We start from the raw sequence: 22,845 nt of genomic DNA on the forward strand, positions 1-22,845 counted from the left end.
GGACGCCGTGCGGTTGGCTGAGAGCATGACGACCGACCCCACTCCCGACAGCTGGCGGCGTACCGACGCGTACCTGACGGCGACTCTCGTGACGCCCGATCCGGATCTGGATGCCGCCCTCACCGATCAACGCGAGGCCGGGCTTCCCGCCATCGAGGTCTCACCGCTCAGTGCCAAGCTCCTGCAGCTGCTCATCCGGATCGGTGGCGTTCGCCGGGTCCTCGAGATCGGCACGCTCGGCGGCTTCTCGACGATCGCGATGGCGCGCGTCCTGCCGGCGGACGGACGGCTGCTGACCATCGAGGCCGAGCCCCGGAACGCGGAGGTCGCCCGAGCGAGCATCGCGCGCGCCGGCGTCGACGACCGCGTCGAGGTGCGCGTCGGACGCGGCGCGGACGTGCTCCCCGACGTCGACGAGGAGTTCGATCTGGTCTTCATCGACGCCGACAAGGAATCCAACACGATCTACCTCGATCACGCCGCGCGGCTGACCCGGCCGGGCGCGATCGTCGTCGTCGACAACGTCGTGCGTGCGGGCCGCGTCAGCGACCCGGCGACGGAGGACGAGCAGGTGGCCGGCACCCGCCGAGGACTCGAGATGCTCGCCCGTGATCCGCGCTTCGAGGCGACCGCGCTGCAGACGCTCGATCTCAAGGGCTGGGACGGGATCGCGGTCGCGCTGCGGGTCGACCCCGCGTCATAGTCCCGGCAGACCCGGTGGCGGCGGCTCCGGTCATCACTAGACTCAGAGTGGACCGACGACGCTCCACGACTCACCCTCCACAAGCAAGGAGTACCCCTGTGGCACTGATCGAGGCTGTAGGCGCACGCGAGATTCTGGATTCGCGTGGCAACCCGACCGTCGAAGTGGAGGTGCTCCTCGACGACGGCATCGTCCAGCGCGCGGCCGTCCCCTCCGGCGCATCCACCGGCGCGTTCGAGGCGTACGAGCTCCGCGACGGCGACAAGAGCCGCTACGGCGGCAAGGGCGTGCTCAAGGCCGTCACCGCCGTCATCGACGAGCTCGGCCCCGCCATCGAGGGCGTCGACGCGAGCGAGCAGCGCATCATCGACGAGATCCTCATCGAGACCGACGGCACCGAGAACAAGTCGCGCACGGGCGCGAACGCCATCCTCGGCGTCTCGCTCGCCGTGGCCAAGGCGGCCGCCGATTCGGCCGACCTGCCGCTGTTCCGCTACCTCGGTGGCCCGAACGCGCACGTCCTACCCGTGCCGCTGTTCAACGTCATCAACGGCGGCGAGCACGCCGACAACGGCATCGACATGCAGGAGTTCTTCCTCGCGCCGATCGGCGCCGAGACCTTCAGCGAGTCGCTGCGCTGGGGTACCGAGGTCTACCACGTCCTCAAGGGCGAGCTGAAGGCCGCCGGCTACGCCACCGGTCTCGGCGACGAGGGCGGCTTCGCGCCCGACCTGCCCAGCAACCGCGAGGGCCTCGAGTTCCTCGTCAAGGCGATCGAGAAGGCCGGTTTCAAGCCCGGCTCCGAGATCGCCCTCGGCCTCGATGTCGCGGCGACCGAGTTCTTCAACGACGGCGTCTACCGCCTCGACAACAAGGACTGGAACGCCGAGCAGCTGACGGACTACTACGTGCAGCTCGTCAACGACTTCCCGATCGTCACGATCGAGGACGCCCTCGCCGAGGACGACTGGGACAACTGGACCGCCCTCACCGAGAAGCTCGGCGACAAGGTGCAGCTGGTCGGCGACGACCTCTTCGTCACCAACCCGGCGCGCCTGGCCGACGGCATCCGCCGCCAGGCCGCCAACTCGCTGCTGGTGAAGGTCAACCAGATCGGCACGCTGTCCGAGACGCTCGACGCGATCGCGGTCGCTCACCGTGCGGGCTACACGACGATGCTCTCGCACCGTTCGGGTGAGACCGAGGACACGACCATCGCCGACCTGTCGGTGGCGGTCAACGCCGGTCAGATCAAGAGCGGCGCGCCCGCGCGATCGGAGCGTGTGGCGAAGTACAATCAGCTTCTGCGCATCGAGGAGGAGCTGGGTGACGCCGCGGAGTTCATCGGCCGCGCTGCGTTCCCGCGATTCCAGGGCTGATCTGCGCTGAAACGTGACGAGAGGGGGAGCCGTGGTCAAGACGACGGCTCCCTCTCCTCGTTCCCGGCGGCGGGTGGACGTCCGCGAGTGGATGGGCGGCATCCGCGTGTCGGGCTTCGCCTTCATCATGCTCGGGCTCGTCGTGCTGGCCGCGTGCGTGCTCGTCCCCTCGGTCAGCACCTACCTCGATCAGCGCGCTCAGATCGCAGCGCTGGAGGAATCGGTCCGTGTCAGCCAGGAAGAGGTCGACGCCCTCTCCGCGGAGCGCGAGCAGTGGCGTGATCCGGCCTTCATCATGACGCAGGCGCGCGAGCGCCTGTACTACGTCCGTCCCGGCGAGGTCGTCTACCTCATCGACGACGATCTGCCGGCATCCGCCCTGCCCGATGATCCGGCCGCAGTCTCGAGCGACGTCGAACGCACCCGCACCGACTGGATGTCGCAGTTCGTGCGCTCGGTCGTGACCAGCGGATCCGCTCGAACGGCAGCCACCGGCCCCTGAGCACCGCTGCCGTGCCGCCCCAGGAGTCGGCCAGCGGCGGACGGTAGCCTGTCAGAGTGACTGCTCCTGCTCTGACGCCCGCGACCGACGCCGACCTCGAGGTCATGCGCGAGCAGCTGGGACGCCCGATGCGCGGCGTGGTGGGGATCGCGGCGCGTTGCGTGTGCGGCAACCCGACGGTCGTGTCGACCGAGCCGCGGCTGCCCGACGGCACGCCGTTCCCGACGTTCTACTACCTGACCCACCCCGGTGCCACCGCCGCGATGTCGGCCCTCGAGGCGACCCACGTCATGCGCGAGCTCTCCGACCTGCTGGCCGACGACTCCGACATCGCCGCGGCCTATCGGAGCGCCCATGAGAAGTACCTCGCCGACCGCGCCGCGTACGGTGAGGTCGAAGAGATCGCGGGGATCTCCGCCGGGGGCATGCCGACGCGCGTCAAGTGCCTGCACGCCGTCGCGGCCCACGCCCTCGCGGCGGGGCCGGGGGTCAACCCCATCGGCGACCTCGCGCTGGAGCGATCCACCTGGTCGCCCGAGCGGTGCACGTGCGCGAACCCCCGGGTGGCCGCGTGACGCGGCGCGTCGGGCGGCTTCTGCGCGCGGCCGTCGTCGGCGTGCTCGTCGTCACCACGACGACGGCCGGTGCGGTGGTGCCTCCGACAGACCCCGCGCGTCAGGCGGAGTACTGGCTCGACGACTACGGCATCCGCACGGCGTGGCAGACCACGCGCGGTGCAGGTACGACGATCGCGGTCATCGACACCGGCATCGGACGCGGACCGGCCGAGTTCGAGGGGGCGGTCACCGCCGGAGCGGACTTCTCGGGCTCGGGCAGCGCCGACGGCCGCACTCCTGTGGGAGGCGACGACCGCGACCACGGCAGCTGGGTCGCCTCGCTCGCGGCATCCCGCGGCACCGGCCCGGACACCGGGATGATCGGCGTGGCTCCCGAGGCGAAGCTGCTGTCGCTCTCGATCGGCTTCGGCGGCAGCTCCGACATCCCGTTCGCCACGCAGGTCGCCGATGCCATGACGTGGGCCGTCGATCACGGGGCCGACATCATCAACCTGTCGTTCACGACGAACCTGCTCGAATGGGATCCGTCGTGGGACACGGCCTTCCAGTACGCGTACGACCACGACGTCGTGGTCGTCGTCGCCGCCGGCAACCGGGGGACCGGAACCGACCGCGTCGGGGCGCCGGCGACGATTCCGGGTGTGCTCACGGTGGGTGGCGTCGACCGAGGCGGGGTCGCGAGCCAGGAGGCGTCGACGCAGGGCATCACGATCGGCATCTCCGCGCCGAGTGAGGGACTGCTCGGGGTTTCCGCCGACGGACGCATCGTCGTATGGGACGGCACGAGTGGCGCAGCCCCCATCGTCGCGGGCGTCGCGGCCCTGGTGCGCTCGGCGCACCCCGGGCTCGACGCGAACAACGTCATCAACCGCATCATCAAGACCGCGCGCGCGGTGCCCGGCGTCTCGGCGAAGCCCGACCCGCTCTACGGCTACGGACTGTTGGATGCCGCTGCCGCGGTGAACACCGCCGTTCCGGCGGTTTCGGAGAACCCGATGGGTGATCTCGCCGAGTGGGTGCGCATCTACCGTCGGGCAGAGCAAGCGCCGGCGCCGCAACCCTCGACATCGCCGGTCGCGCTTCCGGAGCTCCCGGCCGCGGATCCGCCGTCCGAGGCTGGTTCGCCGCTGCTGCCGAGCCTGAACACGCTCCTGTACGGGACCGTCCCGCTCGTGGGTGTGACCATCGCCGCTATACTGGTGGCGCTCGGCGTCACTGCTGCTGTCCGGCGCATCCGATCGGCCCGCGCGTCGCGCTAGCCGAGCCCCCGATCAAGGAGTTCTTCCGAACGTGTCCACATCTGTGCCCCAGATCCTCGTCGTCGGTGGCGGCTACGCCGGCTTCTACACTGCGTGGAAGCTCGAGAAGCACCTCCGCGAGGGTGAGGCCGAGGTCACCATCGTCGACCCGCTGCCGTACATGACCTACCAGCCGTTCCTCCCCGAGGTCGCGGCCGGTGAGATCGAAGGCCGCCACGTCGTCGTCGGCCTCCGTCGTCATCTCAAGCGCACGAACGTCGTCAACGCGAAGGTCACCAAGATCGACCACGCGAACAAGGTCGCCACGATCACCCCCGCTCAGGGCGAGCCGTGGGAGCACCGTTACGACCAGATCGTCGTGACCGCGGGTGCTGTCTCGCGCACGTTCCCGATCCCGGGCATTGCGGACAACGCGATCGGCCTGAAGACGGTCGAAGAGGCCATGGCCATCCGCGACCGCATCCTCACGAACTTCGACCGCGCGGCGAACCTGCCGGCCGGTCCCGAGCGCGACCGCCTGCTGACCGTCGTCGTGGTCGGCGGCGGCTTCGCGGGCATCGAGGTGTTCGCCGAGCTGCGCGCGATGGCGTCGTCGCTCCTCAAGAGCTACCCCCAGCTCCGTTTCGAGGACACGCACTTCCACCTCATCGAGGCGATGGGCCGCATCATGCCCGAGGTCTCCCTCGAGACCAGCCAGTGGGTCCTCAAGGACCTCGCGAAGAAGGGTGCCAACGTGCACCTCGACACGCAGGTGCAGGGCGCCGAGGGCGGCAACGTCGCGCTGTCGACGGGTGAGGTCATTCCCACCGACGTCATCATCTGGACCGCCGGCGTCATGGCGAACCCGACGGTCGTCCGCGGCAGCGACCTGCCCGTCGAGGAGCGCGGTCGCATCCGTACGCGCGCTGACCTGCGCGTCGGGACGCCCGAGGAGATCGTCGAGGGCGCCTGGGCTGCCGGTGACATCTCGGCCGTTCCCGACCTCACCGGCGGCGGCGTGGGCGGGTACTGCGTGCCCAACGCGCAGCACGCCGTACGCCAGGCCAAGCTGCTCGCGAAGAACCTCGTCGCGGTTCTCCGCGGTGAGACGCCTCGCGAGTACTTCCACAAGAACCTCGGCGCAGTCGCCGGTCTCGGCCTCGGCAACGGTGTCTTCCAGTCCGGCAAGATCGCGATCAAGGGCTTCTTCGCCTGGGTCGCGCACCGCGGCTACCACGGCCTCGCGATGCCGTCTTGGGAGCGCAAGTGGCGCGTCGTCGGCGACTGGTGGATGAACTTCTGGCTCGGCCGCGACAACGTCGCGCTCCAGGGCACGCTCGCCCCGCGCGCCGCGTTCGAGGAGTTCGCCGCGCGTCCGCGTCCCACTCAGCCGGCCGCGGAGAACCCGCAGCCGCCGATCGACCCGAAGAGCGTCGCGAAGGACGAGGGCGCCGCAGCGGTCGCTCCCGCCGAGAAGGACAACAAGGTCGACGCGAACTGATTTCGCCCGTCACGACGAGGCCCCCGCACCGCACGGTGACGGGGGCCTCGTCGTTTCTGCGCAGTGCGCTCAGTTGGCAGGTTGCGCCGCTTCGTGGGGTGCGAGTGGGCGTGTGCTGCCAGATGAAGGGTCACCCCTGGGCCTGAGCGGCCACCCGGGGGCCGGTAACGTGGGACCGGGCCCCCGTAGCCCAATGGCAGAGGCAGGCGACTTAAAATCGCTTCAGTGTGGGTTCGAGTCCCACCGGGGGTACGTCGGGGATCTTCGGGCCGCGCTGTGCGACGGCGGCGGTCACCGACGCGAGCACCGTGACGAGGCCGGCGGTTTGGAGGGCGCTCAGCGTCTCGCCGGCGACGAGCAGCCCGAGCAGGACCGCCACGACGGGGCTCAACAGCCCCAGGAACGCCGGAAGGCGCGTCGGCAGCGCCCGCACGCCGCGGAACCACAGCAGGTAGGCGAGCGCCGTGCCGATGAGCGTGAGGTACGCGTAGGCCCCGAGTTCGGGCGCGGTGGGAAGCGCGTCCGGCAGCGGCTCGAGGAACGCCGTGAGCACCGCGAGCAGGATCCCGCCCGTGACGAGCTGCCACGCTGTGATCGTGAGCGGCGGCTGCCCCGCGCCCCAGCGCTTCGTCAGGACTGTGCCGACGGCCATCGAGACTGCGCCGCCGAGCGCCGCGGCGATACCGATCGGGTCGAGGTCGGCGCCTCCGGGCGCGACGATCATCCCGACGCCGATGACACCGGCGACTCCGGCGATCGACGTCAGCACGGTCAGCCGCTCGGAGAGGATCCACCAGCCGAGCATTGCGACGATGAGCGGCTGGATCCCGCCGACGACGGCTGCCACGCCGCCGGGTAGCCGGTCGGCGGCGACGAAGAGGCACCCGAAGAAGACCGTGAAGTTGAGGGCGCCGAGGATCCAGGCGCGCCACCACCACGACCCGGTGGGCAGACGTCGGGCCACGAGAAGCAGGATCAGCCCGGCCGGCAGCGCGCGCACGGTCGCGATGAGCAGCGGATGCCCCGGCGGAAGGAACGTCGTCGTGGTCAGGTACGTGGTTCCCCAGACCAGGGGCGCGATGGCGGTCAGGGGAACGAATGCGGTCCGATTGCTAAGCACTTAGTGACTATAGCTCAGTGCTTAGCCAGTAGGATCGAGGACATGGACCGCGTCGACCGGATTCTGGAACAGTGGGCGCGTGAGAGGCCCGGCCTCGACGTGACCCCGATGGCGGTCATCGGGCGGCTCGGGCGGGCGGCGGCCGCCGTCGATGCGCGCCTCGCGGCCACGTTCGTGCGTCACGGTATCGACGCGGCGACCTTCGATGTGCTTGCGACGCTCACCCGGCAGGGGAAGCCCTATGAGCTGACGCCCGCTGAGCTCGCGGCGGATGCCATGATCACCTCGAGCGCCGTCGCCCAGCGGCTGAACCGGCTCGAGGGCCTGGGCTACGTCAGCCGCCATCCTGACCCCGCGGACGGACGGGGGAAGATCGTGCGCCTGACCCCGAAGGGGCTCCGGGTGGTCGACCGCGTCCTCCCGGACCATCTGGAGAGCGAGCGTGCGGTGCTCGCGCCGCTCACCGAGAGCGAACGGTCTCAACTCGCCGTGCTCCTGTCCCGGCTCGCCCCGGGTGGGTAAGACCTGCGAGTTCGCGTGCGTGGCCGGTTCGGCCGGATACGCCCTGGTTAGACTGGTCGCGGAGAAGGGGGACATGCAATGGAGTGGCTGATCCCGGTCATCGTCATCGTCGCACTGCTTGCCGTGATCGGCATCTACCTGTGGGCGACCTACAACTCGCTCGTGGCGTTGAACGTCCGCGTCGACGAGGCCTGGAGCGACATCACCGTGCAACTGAAGCGGCGCGCGGACCTTCTCCCGAACCTCATCGACACGGTGCGCGGCTATGCCGCACACGAGAAGGCGGTCTTCGAGAACGTCACCCGTGCTCGTGCCGAGATCCTTTCTGCGAACGGGCCGGCCGAGGCGGGAGTAGCCGAGGGGCACGTCCAGCAGGCGTTGAAGTCGCTGTTCGCGGTCGCCGAGGCGTATCCACAGCTCCAGGCGAGCCAGAACTTCCTGCAGCTGCAGCAGGCGATCGTCGACACCGAGGACAAGATCCAGGCGTCGCGTCGCTTCTACAACGGCGGCGTGCGAGAAATGAACACGAAGATCAAGGTGTTCCCCAACAACCTCTTCGCGCGCAGCCTCGGGTTCTCCGAACGAGAGTTCTTCGAGGTTCAGAACGGCGCGGCGATCGCGGAGCCGCCGCGCGTGCAGTTCTGAGCGGACGCTCTGAGACCGCCCCCGACGGTCGGACGCGCCCGCGGCGCAGTCTTAGACTGGCCGGATGAGCGACGACAAGGTCGGGCGGTCCTTCTTCGACGCCCTGCGCACCCGAACCGTTGCCACCGAGACGTCGACGGGAATTCCCCGGGGCCTGCGTTTGGCCACGGCGTACTCCTGGCGGCTGCTCGTGGTCGCTGCCGCCGCGGGCGTGGCCATCTGGATCATCATCCAGCTCAAGCTGCTCGTCATCCCGCTGCTCATCGCGATCCTGATCGCGGCGCTGCTCTGGCCGGGTCTGCTCTGGATGCTGGAGCACCGTGTGCCGCGCTGGGCGGCGATCGTGGTGAGCGTGCTCGCGACCATCGCCGTCATCTCGGGCCTCCTCTGGCTCGCGATCTGGCAGATCAGCCGGCAGTGGTCTTCGGTTCAGGCGAGAACGGTCGAAGCCGTCGGCCAACTTCGTCAGTACCTCATCGACGGTCCGCTCCATCTCACTTCGACGGAGATCGACGGTCTGCTCCAGCAGGGCTGGGGCTTCCTCGAACAGCAGGCGTCACTCCTGTGGTCGGGCGCGCTCGCCATCGGCTCCACCGTGGGGCACGTCGCGACCGGAGCGCTGCTCGTGCTCTTCATCCTGCTGTGCATCCTCGCCGACGGCGGGCGCATCTGGCGTTGGGTCGTCCGGCTCTTTCCCCGTCAGGCTCGTCCGGCGGTCGACGGCGCCGGCCGGACGGGGTGGCGCACCGTCGTGACCTACGCGCGCACCCAGCTGCTCGTCGCGACGATCGACGCAACCGGTATCGGTCTGGGCGCCCTCTTCCTCGGCGTGCCGCTCGCGGCCCCGATCGCTGTGCTCGTGTTCCTCGGTGCCTTCATCCCCTTCGTGGGGGCCGTGGTCACGGGCGCCCTCGCCGTCTTCCTCGCGCTCGTCTACAACGGCCCCTGGATCGCGCTGTGGATGCTCGTCATCGTGCTCGGCGTGCAGCAGCTCGAGGGGCACATCCTGCAGCCGCTCCTCATGGGCTCGGCGGTGAAGGTCCACCCGCTCGCCGTCGTCATCGTCGTCGCCGGCGGTGCGATGATCGCCGGCATTCCCGGGGCCCTGTTCGCGGTTCCGCTGGCCGCATTCGTCAACGTCGTCGTGCTCTACGTGTCGCGACGTTCGTGGGAGACCGGGGTCGCCCCGCGGCCCGATGAGATGATCTGGAGCACCGTGCCCCGAGACCGGAGGAAGAACGCATGACCGGACCCACTCCGGCCGACCTCGACGCCGCAGCGGCCGTGCTCGACGGCGTCGTCACCCGCACGCCGATGGAGTACTCCGAGCACCTCTCGGATCTCCTGGGCGTGCCCGTGCACCTGAAGCTCGAAAACCTGCAGCGCACCGGCTCGTTCAAGATCCGCGGCGCGACCTACCGCCTCTCCCGCCTCACCGAGGAAGAACGCGCGCGCGGCGTCGTCGCGGCGTCGGCCGGCAACCACGCCCAGGGCGTCGCGCTCGCAGCGCAGAAGCTCGGTATCCGGGCGACGATCTTCATGCCGCTCGGCGTCCCCGTCCCCAAGCTCCTCGCCACCCGCGGTTACGGCGCCGATGTCGTGCTCGAGGGCGCGACGGTCGAGACGCCCCTGCGCCTGGCCGCCGAATTCGCCGAGCGCACCGGTGCCGTGCTGATCCATCCGTTCGACCACCCCGACGTCATCACGGGCCAGGGGACTCTCGGACTCGAGCTCGTCGACCAGGTGCCCGACATCGAAACACTCCTGATCCCGATCGGGGGAGGCGGTCTCATCGCCGGCGTCGCCGCCGCAGTGAAGGGCCGCGCTGCCGCCGAGGGGCGCCGCGTGCGCGTGATCGGGGTGCAGGCGGAGAACGCGGCTGCGTATCCATCGTCGCTGGCTGCAGGGATGCCGCTCGCGGTCGAGACGACCCCGACGATCGCCGACGGCATCGCGGTCGCCCGCCCCGGCGACGAGACGTTCGCGGTCATCCGCGAGCTCGTCGACGAGGTCGTCACGGTCTCGGACGACGACATCGCCCGTGCGCTTCTGGTGCTGCTCGAGCGCGCGAAGCAGGTCGTCGAGCCCGCCGGCGCAGTGGGTGTCGCAGCCATCCTCGCGGGCAAGGTGACGGCGTCGGGCCCAACGGTCGCGGTGCTCTCGGGCGGCAACATCGACCCTCTGCTGCTGCAGCGCGTCGTCGCCCACGGCCTCGCGGCATCCGGTCGGTACATGACGCTGCAGATCCCGCTTCCCGATCGGCCCGGCCAGCTGGCTCGCGTCTCGGAGCTCCTGTCGGTCGCGGGCGCGAACGTCATCGAGGTGCTGCACACCCGCCACGGGCAGGGGCTGCAGATCAGCGAGGTGATCCTCCAGCTGAGCGTCGAGACGCGGGGTGAGGAGCACCGCGCTCAGGTCATCGCGATCCTCGAGGATGCCGGCTTCGCGCCGACGGTCGTCGCCGATTGACGGACGCCGGCGCGAAGCTCGCGGGTCACTGGCCCGAGTAGGTCTCGACCTTGACGATCTCGACGGAGATGTCGCGCCCGTTCGGCGCGGTGTACGAGGTCTTGTCGCCCTCCTTGAGGCCGAGGATGGCCTCGCCGAGCGGTGACGCCTCGCTGTAGACATCGAGCTCTGAGCCGGCCGCGATCTCGCGGCTGCCGAGGAGGAAGACCTCCTCGCCGCCGGCGACGAGCGCGGTGACGACGGTGCCCGAGAGCACGGTGCCGTCGGATTCGGGAGCCTCTCCGACGGTCGCGTCCTTGAGCAGCTGCTGCAGCGTGCGGATGCGCGCCTCCTGCTTGCCCTGCTCGTCCTTCGCGGCATGGTAGCCGCCGTTCTCCTTCAGGTCGCCCTCCTCGCGCGCGGCCTCGATGCGCTTGGCGATCTCCTCGCGGCCCGTCGTCGAGAGGTGTTCGAGCTCCGCGACGAGACGGTCGTAGGCGTCCTGCGTGAGGAAGGTGACGGGAGCGTCGTTCGACATGTGATCTCCTTGGACTGGCGCGGCGCACAGCCGCCTATGGCGAACGCCCCGGCATCCGACCGGGGCGCACAAGAAATGCCTAGACTACGGGATCCAGCAAGAGGTCACCAAACCATTGGTCGCCAGCGCCACGGTCGGGATGGTCTCGGTGAACGCTCGTGAGACACCGTCAGCGGCCGGATACTCGACGACCCGCCACCCGACGACGCCGTGCTCGGTGTCCTGGGCCTCGAGGGCGCACGCGAGCGGCTTGTCGCGCGCGCCGCTGACCTGGAACGAGACGACCACCGAGTGCTCGTCGATCACCTGGAATCCGGTCGCGTCGGTGTCGACGGAGTCGATGGCGCCGGTCACGGTCGTCCAGGCCACGAGTCCGAGAACGCTTGCCCCCACCACCGCAGCGGCACCGATCAGAATCCGCCGGGACCGCTTCTCACGCGTCCGACCGTAGCGCTGGTCGAGCTTGAGCTGCGTGGTCATGATGACGGTCTCCGGGGTGGTTCTGACGGGATTAGGCTGGTGGTTCCAGGCTAAGCGCTTCTCGCGCAGATCGAGGAACCATGAACTCCCTCCTGTGGCTCACGTCGGCGGCGACACCGCTCCCCGAGATCACGGTCGACCCCACGTCGGTCACGCCCGGCCCGTGGGGCTTCGGAGCGATCGTGATCCTGACGATCGCCGTCGTGCTCCTCCTGCTCGACATGCTTCGACGGGTACGTCGGGGCCGATACCGTGCCGAGGTGCGCGAGCAGCTCGACGAAGAGGATGCCGCAGCTCGCGGCGAACGGGACGCCGACACGCGCTGACCTCCGGGGCCGTCGGCCTCGTCCCTCCGCGACCTCAGCCCGCGTGATACGCGGGCTCGAGCGCGATGAGGAGGCACGCCGTCCAGTGGCAGAGGAATGCCAGGACCGTGCAGACGTGAAAGATCTCGTGGAAGCCGAAGTGGCCCGGCCACGGGTTCGGCTTCTTCAGCGCGTAGACCACCGCGCCGCCGCTGTAGAGCAGGCCGCCGATGATCACCAGGATCATCATGGCGGCGTTGGCCTGGAACAGCGGAACGATGTACATCACCGCGGCCCAGCCCAGCGCGAGATAGAGCGCGACATAGAGCCAGCGCGGTGCGTGTATCCAGAACACGCGGAAGAAGATGCCCGCGATCGCTCCGCCCCACACCAGCGACAGCAGCAGCACCGTCTGCTCGGTGGGAAGGGCCAGCACCGCCAGCGGCGTGTACGTTCCGGCGATCAGGAGAAGGATGTTCGCGTGGTCGATCCGCTTGAGGATCGCCTTGGTGCGCGGCTTCCAGTCGAACCGGTGGTAGAGCGCGGAGTTGCCGAACAGCAGCAGCGAGGTGGTCATGAACACGGCGCTCGCCCACTTGGCCGGCGCGCCCTGCGCGAGCACGATCAGAACGATGCCTGCGGCGATCGCGACGGGGAAGGTCGCCGCGTGGATCCAGCCCCGCCACGACGGGCGCAGCTCGACCTGAGCGCTGACGGCAGCGGCGTCCAATAGGGGAAGCTGGGGCATCTCGACGCCCTCATCGGGTGCGGGTCGGGTCACAACACGAGCGTACGCTCTGGCATATGCCAGCGTTCACATGAGGGCGAGGAGTAACGTAGGGGAGTGGCTGCGAACCGCGGACGAGGACCCCTCTATCGCCTGTATGCGTCCCGGCTGCGCCGGCACCTGACGCCGGAGACCGTTCCGCATCACGTCGCGATGATGATCGACGGCAACCGTCGGTGGGCGCGCCAGGCGGGTTACCCCACCCCCGCCGAGGGCCACCGCGCCGGAGCCGCGAAGATGCACGAGTTCCTGCGCTGGTGCGACGAGCTCGGCATCCGCGTCGTCTCGCTCTATCTGCTCTCGCACGACAACCTCGCCAAGCGCGACTCGCGCGAACTCGCCGACCTGCTCGAGATCATCGCCGAGCTGGCCGAGACGCTCTCGAGCGAGCCGGGGTGGCGCGTGCAGCACGTGGGCCGCGCGGGCCAGCTGCCCGATGATCTCGCCCGCGTGCTCGCCAAGGCGGAGGACCGCACGCGCGAGAACACCGGTCTGCACGTCAACCTCGCCGTGGGTTACGGCGGGCGGGGCGAGATCGTGGATGCGGTGCGGAGCATCATCACGAGCCACCACGAGCGCGGCGGATCTATGGAGGAGCTCGCGGAGAGTCTGACGCCCGAGCAGATCGGCGAGCACCTCTACACCGGCGGCCAGGCCGACCCCGATCTCGTCATCCGCACCTCCGGCGAGCAGCGCCTCAGCGACTTCCTGCTCTGGCAGTCGGCGCACAGCGAGTTCTACTTCGTCGAGGCGCTCGGACCCGACCTGCGTGAAGTGGACTTCCTGCGCGCGATTCGCGACTTCGCGACGCGCGACCGCCGCTTCGGCGGCTGACGCGCCAAGCACGGCACGCAGAGTTCACGTTGGCGAAACCTTCGCGGGCGTGTCGCGCTGGCGGGCTGCCGGTCGCCCGCCGTACTGTCATCGCAACGGGCACGGCGCCCGTTCGAGTCGGCCTTCTCACGACTCGTGACCCCTGGTCGACTCGTGTGAATCGGGTGAGACACCCGAGGCGGGGAGTGGGTTGTGGCCGCACGAGCAACAGAGCAGCAGCGTCGCGTCATCCACGGCGGAGGTGACGAGCTCGACCAGGAGCTGCGCACCTACGTGCTGGACACGTCGGTCCTGCTGAGTGATCCGCGAGCATTGTTCCGCTTCGCCGAGCATTCGGTCGTCGTCCCCGTCGTGGTCGTCACCGAGCTCGAGGGCAAGCGGCACGATCCCGAGATCGGCTATTTCGCCCGCCAGGCGCTGCGCCACCTCGACGACCTGCGGGTCGAGCACGGCCGGCTCGACTTCCCCGTTCCCGTCGGCGAGGGCGGCACCCTGCGGGTGGAGCTGACGAACACCGACCCCTCGGTGCTCCCCGCCGGGATGCGGCTGGGTGACAACGACACGCGCATCCTCGCCGTCGCGATGCACCTCGTTCAGGAGGGGCAGCCGGTCACGGTCGTCTCGAAAGACCTGCCGATGCGGGTCAAGGCGGCTTCGCTGGGCATCAGCGCGGAGGAGTACCTCGCCGAGCAGGCCGTGGACTCCGGATGGACCGGCATCGCGAACATCGACCTCTCCGGCGACGAGATGAGCGATCTCTACGAGAGCGAGGTCGCCACGAGTGATGAGGTGCGCGGCGTCCCGGTCAACACCGGGCTGGTCATCCACTCCGAGCGGGGGTCTGCCCTCGGGCGCGTGACGGGCCCGGGCTCGTTCCGCCTCGTGCGGGGCGATCGTGACGTCTTCGGACTGCACGGACGCTCGGCGGAGCAGCGGATCGCGATCGACCTCCTGCTCGACCCGGATGTCGGCATCGTCTCGCTCGGCGGTCGCGCGGGCACGGGCAAGTCAGCGCTCGCGCTGTGCGCTGCCCTCGAGTCGGTGCTCGAACGGCAGCAGCAGCGCAAGATCATCGTCTTCCGTCCGCTCTTCGCCGTCGGCGGTCAGGAGCTCGGCTACCTTCCCGGCGACGCCCAGGAGAAGATGAACCCCTGGGGTCAGGCCATCTTCGACACCCTGGGGTCGGTCGTCTCGGGCAACGTGGTCGAGGAGATCATCGCGCGCGGGCTGCTCGAGGTGCTGCCGCTCACGCACATCCGCGGTCGCTCGCTGCACGATGCCTTCGTCATCGTCGACGAGGCCCAGTCGCTCGAGCGCAACGTTCTGCTGACGGTCCTCAGTCGCATCGGTCAGAACTCCCGCGTCGTCCTCACCCACGACGTCGGCCAGCGCGACAACCTGCGGGTCGGACGGCACGACGGCATCGCCTCCGTGATCGAGACGCTCAAAGGCCACGACCTGTTCGGCCACGTGACGCTCACGCGCTCGGAGCGGTCGGCGATCGCGGCGCTCGTGACGGATCTGCTCGAGGCGGGCGAACTCAGCTGATCCCGGATGAGGTCGGCCTCGGGAAGACCGGGGCCGACCTCAATCCCAGCGGTACCCCTCACCGCGTACCGTGACGATGCGCGAGGCGCCGACCTTGCCCCGCAGATAGCGCACGTAGACATCGACCACGTTCGATCCGGGGTCGAAGTCGAGCTCCCAGACGCGGCTCAGCAGCGTCTCGCGGCTGAGCACCTCGCCGGCATGGCGGAGGAACTGCTCGGCGAGCGCGAACTCCCGTGCGGAGAGATCGATGTCGCGGCCGTCGACGGTGGCACGCCGGGTCAGCATGTCGAGGCTGACGCCGTCGCGGGTGATCATGGTCGTCGGGCCCGCGCTCTCGCGCAGCCGCGAGCGTACCCGGGCGAGGAGTTCGGCGACGACGAACGGCTTGGACACGTAGTCGCTCGCCCCCGCATCCAACCCTTCGACGGTGTCGTTCGTTCCGCTCCGAGCGGTGAGCATGATGACGGGCACGGCCGATCCGGACGCGCGGAGGCGGCGCAGTACCTCGAACCCGTCGATTCCCGGAAGCCCGACGTCGAGGATGACGAGGTCGATATCCTCGCCCTCGAGCAGGTCGAGCGCCGTCTCACCGTCCTCGGCGACGAGCGGCTCCATGTCGGCGGTGCGTACCGCACGCTCCAGGAGGCCGATGATGTGGGGCTCGTCGTCGACGAGCAGGATGCGGGTCATCCGATCTCCTTGCGCTGGAGGACGACCTCGTCGGCCCGCACCGGCGCAGGGAGGCGCCGGGCCGAGCGGAGCGGGATCGTGATGGTGAAGGTAGCGCCGCCGCCCGCGGTCTCCGTGACCGTGCAGGAACCGCCGTGGCCCTTCGCGATCGCATCGACGATGGCGAGGCCGAGACCCGAGCCGCCGACCGACCGCCGGCGACCGCCGCGATCGAATCTGCGGAAGATGCGATGCCGGGCCGCGGGCGGGATGCCGGGGCCGTGGTCGCGCACCCAGAGGTGGAAGGCGCCCGCGTAAATGCCGCTGCCGAGCTCGATCGCGGTTCCCACCGGGGTGTGCTTGGCGGCGTTGTCGGCCAGCTGCAGCCATGCCTGGAGCAGGCGGTCGGCGTCGCCGTGGATGATCCCGCGCTGCGTCGATTCGACGGCCCAATCGTGCCCGGGGATGACGGTGACGAGGTCGACCACGCGCTGGGTCAGGCTCTCGATGTCGACCTCGTCGAGGGCGAACCGCTCGCCCTCGACCGAAGCCAAGAGATCGATGTCACCGATGAGGCGGGTCATGCGATCGAGTTCGCCGATCGAGATCTCGCGGACGGCGTCGACATCCGCCGGGTCATCGGCATCGACGAGTTCGAGGTGCCCCCTCACGATGGCGATCGGTGTCTTGAGCTCGTGACGCACGTCGTCGAGCAGACGTCGTTGGGCCTCGACCGCCGCGTCGAAGGCGTCCTGAGCCGCCGCCTCGCGCGGCGGGGTGGCCAGGAGCGGCCAGCCGACGAGCCATACCGTCACAAGAGTGCCGGCGCCGGCGACGGCGAAGACCAGAACAGCCGCCCAGGGGAGCTCGACTCCGAGCAGCAGGAACACCAGCAGCGAGCCGATCGCGGCGACGACGAAGCCGGCGCACACGATCGCGAGGACGATCCCCAGGATGCGTGCGCGCCGGGCTTCCGACCGCGACGGGTTCACCCTCCGATTATCAACCAGGGTGCGTCATCGAGAGCAGGTCGAGCTTCTCGTCGAGCTGCGCCTCGGTCAGCTCGCCCCGCTCGACGTATCCGAGGTCGATCACGGCCTCGCGGACCGTGATGCCCTTGGCGACGGAGTGCTTGGCGATCTTCGCCGCGGCCTCGTACCCGATGAGCTTGTTCAGCGGGGTGACGATCGACGGCGACATGCCTGCGAACGCGGCGGCGCGTTCGACGTTGGCCTGCAGACCGGCCACCGTCTTGTCGGCGAGCACGCGCACGGCGTTCGAGAGCAGGCGGATCGACTCGAGCAGCGCCGTGCCCATCACCGGGATGGCGACGTTCAGCTCGAACGAGCCGGATGCCCCGGCCCACGCGACCGTCGCGTCGTTGCCGATGACCCGGGCCGACACCATCAGCACGGCTTCGGGAACGACCGGGTTGACCTTGCCGGGCATGATGGACGAGCCGGGCTGGAGGTCGGGGATGTGGAGCTCACCGAGACCGGTGTTCGGGCCCGAGCCCATCCAGCGGATGTCGTTGTTGATCTTCGTCAGCGATACCGCGATCGTGCGCAGGGCGCCGGACGCCTCGACGAGGCCGTCTCGGTTGGCCTGCGCCTCGAAGTGGTCCTTCGCCTCGGTGATCGGAAGCTCGGTCTCGGCCGCGAGCAGCTCGATGACCTTCTGCGGGAAGCCGAGGGGCGTGTTGATGCCCGTCCCGACGGCGGTGCCGCCGAGGGGGACCTCGCCGACGCGGGGCAGCACGGCCTGGACGCGCTCGATGCCGAGGCGCATCTGGCGTGCGTAGCCGCCGAACTCCTGACCGAGGGTCACGGGCGTGGCATCCATGAGGTGCGTACGACCTGACTTCACGACGTCCTTCCACTCCTCGGCCTTCGTCTCGAAGGCGACCGCCAGGTGGTCGAGGGAGGGGATGAGGTCGTCGATGAGCGCCTGGGTCACGGCGATGTGCACCGACGTCGGGAAGACGTCGTTCGACGACTGCGACGCGTTGACGTGGTCGTTCGGGTGCACCGTGCTGCCGAGCGCGCGGGTCGCGAGGGTGGCCAGCACCTCGTTCATGTTCATGTTCGACGACGTGCCGGAACCGGTCTGGTACGTGTCGACGGGGAAGTGCGCGTCGTAGCGCCCGGTGACGACCTCGTCGGCTGCTCCGGCGATCGCATCGGCGATGGCGGGGTCGAGCGTGCCGAGCTCCTTGTTGGCGAGCGCGGCGGCCTTCTTGATCCGCGCGAGTGCGGCGATCTGGCTCGACTCGAGCCCCGAGCCCGAGATCGGGAAGTTCTCGACCGCGCGCTGGGTCTGCGCGGCGTAGAGGGCGTCTTTCGGGACGCGGACCTCTCCCATGGTGTCGTGCTCGATGCGGTACTCGATGTCGGTCACGTCGTTGTTCCTCTCTCGGTGGGATGTCGTCAGGATGCGGCGTCGTCGTGGACGTCGCCGAGGATGATGGAAGCCTCAGCGGCGCCTTCGCCGAGGCGGTAGTTCGCTCCGATGATGGCCAGTCGGCCCTCGGCGACGGCGGTGCTGATGAGCTCGGACGCGTGGAGCAGCTGACCGACCGTGTCGCGCAGGTGCTCGCGGCCCACGACCTCGGCGTCCACGTTCTCGGCGGTGACGCCGGCGTCGGCTCCTGCCCGCAGGACGCGGCGCACGGCGGGCACGATGGGGGAGATCTGACGCCAGATGAGCGGCGGCAGCGGGGGAGCGTCGATGCCTGTGCTGTCGATCGCGGCACGCACGGCGCCGCAGGCGTCGTGGGCGAGGACGACGATCAGCGGCACGTTCAGCACGGCGACGGCGTACTCGAGGCTGCCGACGACCGAGTCGGAGATGACCTGACCGGCGTTTCGGATCACGAAGAGGTCGCCGAGGCCCTCGTCGAAGATGATCTCAGCCGCGAGGCGCGAGTCGGAGCAGCCGAAGAGCGCGGCGCGCGGAGTCTGCGAGCCGGCGATCTCGTGGCGGCGCTCGACGTCCTGCCGGGGGTGGCGCGGGGCGCCTTCGACGAATCGGATGTTTCCCGCGCGCATCTCGTCCCAGGCTTCCTGGGGCGTAGGGGATGCCGGAGCGGCCGCGGTCGACGTCATGGTGTCTCCTCCTGCAGTTCGACGATCTGGGTCGCGAGGCCGCGCGCAGCGGTGCGCACGGTCTCGGCGTCGATGGCCCCGCCGCCGTAGACGAGGATGGTGTCGACTCCCGCCTGGGTCGTCAGGGCATACGAGATGTTCCCGGCGCGCGCGGGATCGGGGATCTCGAAGACCTCCCACGACACGCCGTCGATGGTCTCGGTCGACGTCGTGCGCGAGCCGCTGACCTGCCGCGACGCCCAGCCGGCATCGGCGTCGAACGCCTGCTGCACGTTGACGTATCCGCTGGCTGGCGCGTAGACGATCTCCCAGGTCTGGACGTCGTCGCCGGCGAGCTCCGCCTTGTTCACGCGCCACGCTTCGGGCACCTCGGGAGCCACGAGCTGGCGACCGATGCCGGAGCCGACATCCGTCGCGACCGCGGCGACGTCGATGCCGGGCTGTTCGGGGACCGAGCCGCGCGGCACGGCGAACACGATGACCGCGACGACGGCCACCGTGACGATGAGGGCGGCGAGCAGGTTCCGCACGTTCTGGCTCGAGCGGTAGACCTGCGACGACGCCGCCTTGCGGGCGGCGGTCTCGTCGGGCGTCTCGGGGCGGCCGAGCTCCGCGACGACGCGGGGCCCCTTGGCCATCACGCGTCGTCCGCGCGCGTGGCGCGCGCTTCGTCGAGCCGGCGCTTGGCGCCGAGCAGCCATTCCTCGCATCGTGCGGCGAGCTGCTCGCCGCGCGTCCACAGGGCGAGCGACTGCTCGAGAGTCGGCGCACCTTGTTCGAGCTCGGCCACGACGCGCACGAGCTCGTCGCGCGCCTGTTCGAAGCTGAGGGTCTCGACGTCGGCGGAGAGCCCTTCGGCCGGCGGAGTCATGTCAGCCATTCTAGGACGGGTCCGCCGGTGCGCCCGCCGCCTCAGCGGGCGCGGCCCCGTCGTCGACGACGCCTTCGGAGCGCGCCGCGAACGCGCCGCGGCCGACGGTGACGGTGACGTGCGAGCCCGCCGGGGCCTGCGCGGCGTCTCGGATGATGACTCCCGCATCGAGATGAGCGATGGCGTAGCCACGGTCGAGTGTGGCGCCCGGCGAGAGCGCCCGGAGTGTGGCGCGGAGCCGGGCGATGTCGTGGCCCGCGGCATCCATGCGGCGCGTCACGACGTCTCGACCGCGCGCCGTGAGGACGTGCAGTTCGTGCGCGCGGGTCGTCATGAGCGATTCCGGATTGCGCAGCACCGGCCGCGATCGCAGTTGCTCGAGCTGCGCGAGATCGTGCGAGACGCGCTGCGTGAGGCGCGTACGGGCGCGGCTGCGCAGCTGCTCGACGAGCGCGCGCTGCTCCACGACGTCGGGCACGACCCGCTTGGCGGCATCCGTCGGCGTCGACGCGCGGAGGTCGGCGACGTCGTCGAGGAGCGGATGGTCGTTCTCGTGGCCGATCGCCGACACCACCGGCGTCGTCGCCGCGGCCACGGCCCGCAGCAGCCTCTCGTCGCTGAAACCGAGAAGCGTCTGCGGGTCGCCGCCGCCGCGCGCGATGACGATCACATCGACCTCCGGGTCGGCGTCGAGGGCGCGCAGAGCCGCGATCGTCTCGGGAACGCACCGATCGCCCTGCACCGCCGCGTGCACCGTGCGGAAGGCGACGTGCGGCCAGCGCAGCTCGGCGTTGCGGTGCACGTCGCGTTCCGCGTCGCTGCGCTCACCCGTGATCAGGCCGATCATGTGGGGGAGGAACGGCAGGCTCCGCTTGCGGGACGGATCGAACAGACCTTCCGCCCGCAGCTTCGCGCGTAGACGCTCGAGCTGGACGAGCTGATCGCCGAGACCTGTCGGTCGCATGGCCGACACCGTGAACGAGAAGTCGCCAGACTTCACGAAGTAGTCGCTCTTGACGCACGCGACGACGCGGTCGCCGACCTGCGGGCTCGAGCCGAGGCGCTGCAGGGTGCTCGACCAGAGGCGGAACGAGAGTGCGGCATCCGCTTCGGCGTCCTTCAGGCGACCGAAGACATGACCGCCGCGGAGGTTCCAGGAGGTGATCTCGCCCTCGACCCACACGGCGTTCCACCGCTGCACGAAGTCGCGGATGGTCTCGTTGAGCCGCGAGATCGAGGTCGGCGTCTGCGGCGACGAATCGCGAGGATGGACGGCATCCGGCGGCGGCGTCTGATCGGGCGCGGTCTCGAACGACGGCATGAGGCTCCTCACGGCCGGTTCCGAGCGGCTGGCAGGATGCGCCTCGTAGAATCGAGGAGTGAGCACTCCCGCCGTCCGGCTGCCCGTTCCCCGCGTGCCGGGGCGTCACGGCCGTCTCCAGGATATCCCTGTGGGCGCCGCCAAGCGGGTGCTCCTGGCAGCTCCGCGAGGATACTGCGCCGGAGTCGACCGCGCCGTCGTTGCGGTCGAGAAGGCGCTGGAACGCTTCGGTGCGCCCGTCTACGTGCGCAAGCAGATCGTGCACAACATCCACGTCGTGCGCGAGCTCGAGGAGCGCGGCGCCGTCTTCGTCGACGAGGTCGACGCGGTGCCCGAGGGCGCGCACGTCGTCTTCAGCGCGCACGGGGTGTCTCCCGCGGTGGTCTCGGCGGCGTCCGATCGGGGGCTGCAGGCGATCGACGCGACCTGCCCGCTCGTGACCAAGGTGCACCGTGAGGCCGTGAGGTTCGCGCGCGACGACCGCGAGATCCTGCTGATCGGCCACGAGGGGCACGAGGAGGTCGAGGGGACCGCCGGCGAGGCGCCCGAGCACATCACGATCGTGACGTCGCCCGAACACGCAGACACCGTCGAGGTGCGCGACCCGTCGCGGGTCGTCTGGCTCTCGCAGACCACGCTCTCCGTCGACGAGACGATGGAGACCGTTCGGCGGCTGCGCGTGCGGTTCCCCGAACTGCAGGATCCGCCCTCGGACGACATCTGCTACGCGACCCAGAACCGCCAGGTCGCCATCAAGAAGATCGCCGCCGAAACCGACCTGGTGATCGTCGTGGGGTCGGCGAACTCGTCCAACAGTGTGAGGCTCGTCGAGGTCGCGCTCGAGTACGGCGCTCGCGCCGCGTACCGCGTCGACTATGCCGATGAGATCCGGCAGGAGTGGCTCGACGGCGTCCGGACGGTCGGGGTCACGAGCGGCGCTTCGGTACCCGAGGTGCTCGTGCAGCAGGTGCTCTCCAGTCTCGCGGATGCCGGTTACGCCGACGTTGACGAGATCCGAACGGCCGAGGAAGACCTCATGTTCTCCCTGCCGAAGGAACTGCGGACGGATGCCGCCGGGAAGCAGGACGCCCGCGCACGCGGCGGACGGGGGCGGTCATGAGCGAGCAGGAACGTCCGCGCCCGCAGTACGGCGAGTACGCCACCCCCGAGGAGCAACGCGCCCGCATCGCGGCCCTGGGCGGGGAAGCACCGCACCCCGATGTGGTCGAGACGGCGCAGGTGCCGGCCGCCTCAGCGGCACCCCGTCCCCATGAGTCCGCACGACAGCAGCTTCCCTCGCCGCGCCCGACCACGTCGGCTGCGCGCCCCACGCGGCTCGCCGACCGGATCATCACGGTCGCGCTGCTCGCGTACGGCCTGGTGACGGTGCTCGGAGCCATCCCGCAGCTGGTCGACTTCACGGGCTTCGCGCAGACGTGGATGGACATGGCTGGTATCCACGGGACGCTCGCGGACCCGGCGGGCGGACGGGCGTGGGGCATCGCCGCCGCCGTCGTCTACGGCGCGGGGTGGCTGCTGACCGCGGTGCTGTCGTGGTGGTCGCTGTCGCTGCGGCGGCTGTCGTGGTGGATCCCACTCGTCGGCGCGATCGTGACATTCATCATCGTGAGCCTGCTGCTGGCAGTGCCGCTGCTGTCCGACCCGGCTGTGCTCGACGGGTTCTCGACCAGCCGCTGACGCGCACCCGAGAACGACAGAACGGCGCCCCGCGAACGAATCCGTGGGGCG

General features: G+C 69.8%; 26 protein-coding genes and 1 tRNA gene. 16 read left to right on the top strand and 11 right to left on the bottom strand.

The window, feature by feature from the left end:
* Positions 1-25: 25 nt before the first annotated feature.
* From ABIC53_RS04020 to ABIC53_RS04050, 7 genes are all read left to right on the top strand, one after another.
* Positions 26-703 carry an O-methyltransferase gene (locus ABIC53_RS04020; RefSeq protein WP_274178047.1) on the top strand — a complete coding sequence of 226 codons (678 nt, stop codon included), beginning with the start codon at positions 26-28 and terminating at the stop codon, positions 701-703.
* Between the two features lie 98 nt (positions 704-801).
* Positions 802-2,082 carry a phosphopyruvate hydratase gene (eno, locus tag ABIC53_RS04025; RefSeq protein ID WP_274177992.1) on the top strand — a complete coding sequence of 427 codons (1,281 nt, stop codon included), beginning with the start codon at positions 802-804 and terminating at the stop codon, positions 2,080-2,082.
* A 31-nt stretch (positions 2,083-2,113) separates the two neighbouring features.
* On the top strand, positions 2,114-2,584 hold the full coding sequence (locus tag ABIC53_RS04030; protein ID WP_240309863.1) for an FtsB family cell division protein: 471 nt from the start codon (positions 2,114-2,116) through the stop codon (positions 2,582-2,584).
* Positions 2,585-2,688: 104 nt separating this feature from the next.
* Positions 2,689-3,159, top strand: coding sequence for a DUF501 domain-containing protein (locus ABIC53_RS04035; RefSeq protein WP_274178046.1), 471 nt, complete (start codon positions 2,689-2,691; stop codon positions 3,157-3,159).
* Positions 3,156-4,421, top strand: coding sequence for a S8 family serine peptidase (locus ABIC53_RS04040; RefSeq protein ID WP_274177991.1), 1,266 nt, complete (start codon positions 3,156-3,158; stop codon positions 4,419-4,421). Before ABIC53_RS04035 ends, ABIC53_RS04040 begins: the two co-directional genes overlap by 4 nt.
* Positions 4,422-4,464: 43 nt before the next feature.
* Positions 4,465-5,901 (top strand): NAD(P)/FAD-dependent oxidoreductase, encoded by a 1,437-nt coding sequence (locus ABIC53_RS04045; protein WP_354452161.1) that lies wholly within the window; start codon positions 4,465-4,467, stop codon positions 5,899-5,901.
* A gap of 179 nt (positions 5,902-6,080) precedes the next feature.
* Positions 6,081-6,153, top strand: a tRNA-Leu gene (locus tag ABIC53_RS04050).
* On the opposite strand, the gene ABIC53_RS04055 is transcribed toward ABIC53_RS04050, so the two are convergent.
* A complete protein-coding gene (locus tag ABIC53_RS04055) occupies positions 6,113-7,021 on the bottom strand; it encodes an EamA family transporter (protein WP_274178044.1) in 909 nt (302 codons plus the stop codon). The genes ABIC53_RS04050 and ABIC53_RS04055 overlap by 41 nt on opposite strands.
* A gap of 42 nt (positions 7,022-7,063) precedes the next feature.
* Between ABIC53_RS04055 and ABIC53_RS04060 the strand changes: the two genes are divergently transcribed.
* From ABIC53_RS04060 to ilvA, 4 genes are all read left to right on the top strand, one after another.
* Positions 7,064-7,543, top strand: coding sequence for a MarR family winged helix-turn-helix transcriptional regulator (locus ABIC53_RS04060; protein ID WP_274177990.1), 480 nt, complete (start codon positions 7,064-7,066; stop codon positions 7,541-7,543).
* A 78-nt stretch (positions 7,544-7,621) separates the two neighbouring features.
* The gene (locus tag ABIC53_RS04065) at positions 7,622-8,188 is read left to right on the top strand and encodes a LemA family protein (RefSeq protein WP_282501036.1); all 567 of its coding nucleotides are present in this window, start codon (positions 7,622-7,624) and stop codon (positions 8,186-8,188) included.
* Positions 8,189-8,252: 64 nt separating this feature from the next.
* Complete coding sequence (locus ABIC53_RS04070) at positions 8,253-9,434, top strand: AI-2E family transporter (protein WP_112618019.1); 1,182 nt, start codon at positions 8,253-8,255, stop codon at positions 9,432-9,434.
* Positions 9,431-10,657 carry a threonine ammonia-lyase gene (ilvA, locus tag ABIC53_RS04075; RefSeq protein ID WP_282501035.1) on the top strand — a complete coding sequence of 409 codons (1,227 nt, stop codon included), beginning with the start codon at positions 9,431-9,433 and terminating at the stop codon, positions 10,655-10,657. The genes ABIC53_RS04070 and ilvA overlap by 4 nt, the downstream gene beginning before the upstream one ends.
* A gap of 25 nt (positions 10,658-10,682) precedes the next feature.
* Here the strand turns inward: ilvA and greA are convergent, their stop codons facing one another.
* On the bottom strand, positions 10,683-11,174 hold the full coding sequence (greA, locus tag ABIC53_RS04080; RefSeq protein ID WP_112618021.1) for a transcription elongation factor GreA: 492 nt from the start codon (positions 11,172-11,174) through the stop codon (positions 10,683-10,685).
* Between the two features lie 84 nt (positions 11,175-11,258).
* On the bottom strand, positions 11,259-11,654 hold the full coding sequence (locus ABIC53_RS04085) for a DUF4307 domain-containing protein (RefSeq protein ID WP_112618022.1): 396 nt from the start codon (positions 11,652-11,654) through the stop codon (positions 11,259-11,261).
* Positions 11,655-11,734: 80 nt separating this feature from the next.
* Between ABIC53_RS04085 and ABIC53_RS04090 the strand changes: the two genes are divergently transcribed.
* The gene (locus ABIC53_RS04090; RefSeq protein WP_112618023.1) at positions 11,735-11,980 is read left to right on the top strand and encodes a hypothetical protein; all 246 of its coding nucleotides are present in this window, start codon (positions 11,735-11,737) and stop codon (positions 11,978-11,980) included.
* Between the two features lie 34 nt (positions 11,981-12,014).
* On the opposite strand, the gene trhA is transcribed toward ABIC53_RS04090, so the two are convergent.
* Positions 12,015-12,707, bottom strand: a complete 693-nt coding sequence (gene trhA, locus ABIC53_RS04095; RefSeq protein WP_274178043.1) for a PAQR family membrane homeostasis protein TrhA — start codon at positions 12,705-12,707, stop codon at positions 12,015-12,017.
* 96 nt (positions 12,708-12,803) lie between these two features.
* Between trhA and ABIC53_RS04100 the strand changes: the two genes are divergently transcribed.
* Positions 12,804-13,580 (top strand): isoprenyl transferase, encoded by a 777-nt coding sequence (locus tag ABIC53_RS04100; RefSeq protein ID WP_274177988.1) that lies wholly within the window; start codon positions 12,804-12,806, stop codon positions 13,578-13,580.
* 192 nt (positions 13,581-13,772) lie between these two features.
* Positions 13,773-15,128 carry an RNA 5'-3' helicase PhoH2 gene (gene phoH2, locus ABIC53_RS04105; RefSeq protein WP_439117176.1) on the top strand — a complete coding sequence of 452 codons (1,356 nt, stop codon included), beginning with the start codon at positions 13,773-13,775 and terminating at the stop codon, positions 15,126-15,128.
* 39 nt (positions 15,129-15,167) lie between these two features.
* Here the strand turns inward: phoH2 and ABIC53_RS04110 are convergent, their stop codons facing one another.
* The 7 genes from ABIC53_RS04110 to xseA are packed head-to-tail and all read right to left on the bottom strand — an operon-like array spanning position 15,168 to position 21,096.
* Complete coding sequence (locus tag ABIC53_RS04110; protein WP_274177987.1) at positions 15,168-15,821, bottom strand: response regulator transcription factor; 654 nt, start codon at positions 15,819-15,821, stop codon at positions 15,168-15,170.
* Positions 15,818-16,792: a sensor histidine kinase gene (locus ABIC53_RS04115; RefSeq protein WP_181574278.1), complete on the bottom strand. Its 975-nt coding sequence runs from the start codon at positions 16,790-16,792 to the stop codon at positions 15,818-15,820. The genes ABIC53_RS04110 and ABIC53_RS04115 overlap by 4 nt, the downstream gene beginning before the upstream one ends.
* 10 nt (positions 16,793-16,802) lie before the next feature.
* Positions 16,803-18,197: a class II fumarate hydratase gene (locus tag ABIC53_RS04120; protein WP_274177986.1), complete on the bottom strand. Its 1,395-nt coding sequence runs from the start codon at positions 18,195-18,197 to the stop codon at positions 16,803-16,805.
* 29 nt (positions 18,198-18,226) lie between these two features.
* Positions 18,227-18,904, bottom strand: coding sequence for a carbonic anhydrase (locus ABIC53_RS04125; RefSeq protein ID WP_274177985.1), 678 nt, complete (start codon positions 18,902-18,904; stop codon positions 18,227-18,229).
* Positions 18,901-19,542: a DUF4245 family protein gene (locus tag ABIC53_RS04130; RefSeq protein WP_274177984.1), complete on the bottom strand. Its 642-nt coding sequence runs from the start codon at positions 19,540-19,542 to the stop codon at positions 18,901-18,903. The genes ABIC53_RS04125 and ABIC53_RS04130 overlap by 4 nt, the downstream gene beginning before the upstream one ends.
* Positions 19,542-19,775, bottom strand: a complete 234-nt coding sequence (locus ABIC53_RS04135) for an exodeoxyribonuclease VII small subunit (protein ID WP_023950420.1) — start codon at positions 19,773-19,775, stop codon at positions 19,542-19,544. The genes ABIC53_RS04130 and ABIC53_RS04135 overlap by 1 nt, the downstream gene beginning before the upstream one ends.
* A 10-nt stretch (positions 19,776-19,785) precedes the next feature.
* Entirely contained in the window at positions 19,786-21,096 is a 1,311-nt protein-coding gene (gene xseA, locus ABIC53_RS04140) for an exodeoxyribonuclease VII large subunit (protein WP_274177983.1), read from the bottom strand.
* 58 nt (positions 21,097-21,154) lie between these two features.
* Here xseA and ABIC53_RS04145 point away from each other — a divergent pair, with 58 nt between their 5' ends.
* Positions 21,155-22,216, top strand: coding sequence for a 4-hydroxy-3-methylbut-2-enyl diphosphate reductase (locus ABIC53_RS04145; protein ID WP_274177982.1), 1,062 nt, complete (start codon positions 21,155-21,157; stop codon positions 22,214-22,216).
* Positions 22,213-22,794 (top strand): DUF6264 family protein, encoded by a 582-nt coding sequence (locus ABIC53_RS04150; RefSeq protein WP_274177981.1) that lies wholly within the window; start codon positions 22,213-22,215, stop codon positions 22,792-22,794. The genes ABIC53_RS04145 and ABIC53_RS04150 overlap by 4 nt, the downstream gene beginning before the upstream one ends.
* Positions 22,795-22,845: the final 51 nt, after the last annotated feature.

This window comes from Microbacterium sp. 1262 (assembly GCF_040544895.1).
GTDB classification, from domain to species: Bacteria; Actinomycetota; Actinomycetes; order Actinomycetales; family Microbacteriaceae; genus Microbacterium; species Microbacterium plantarum.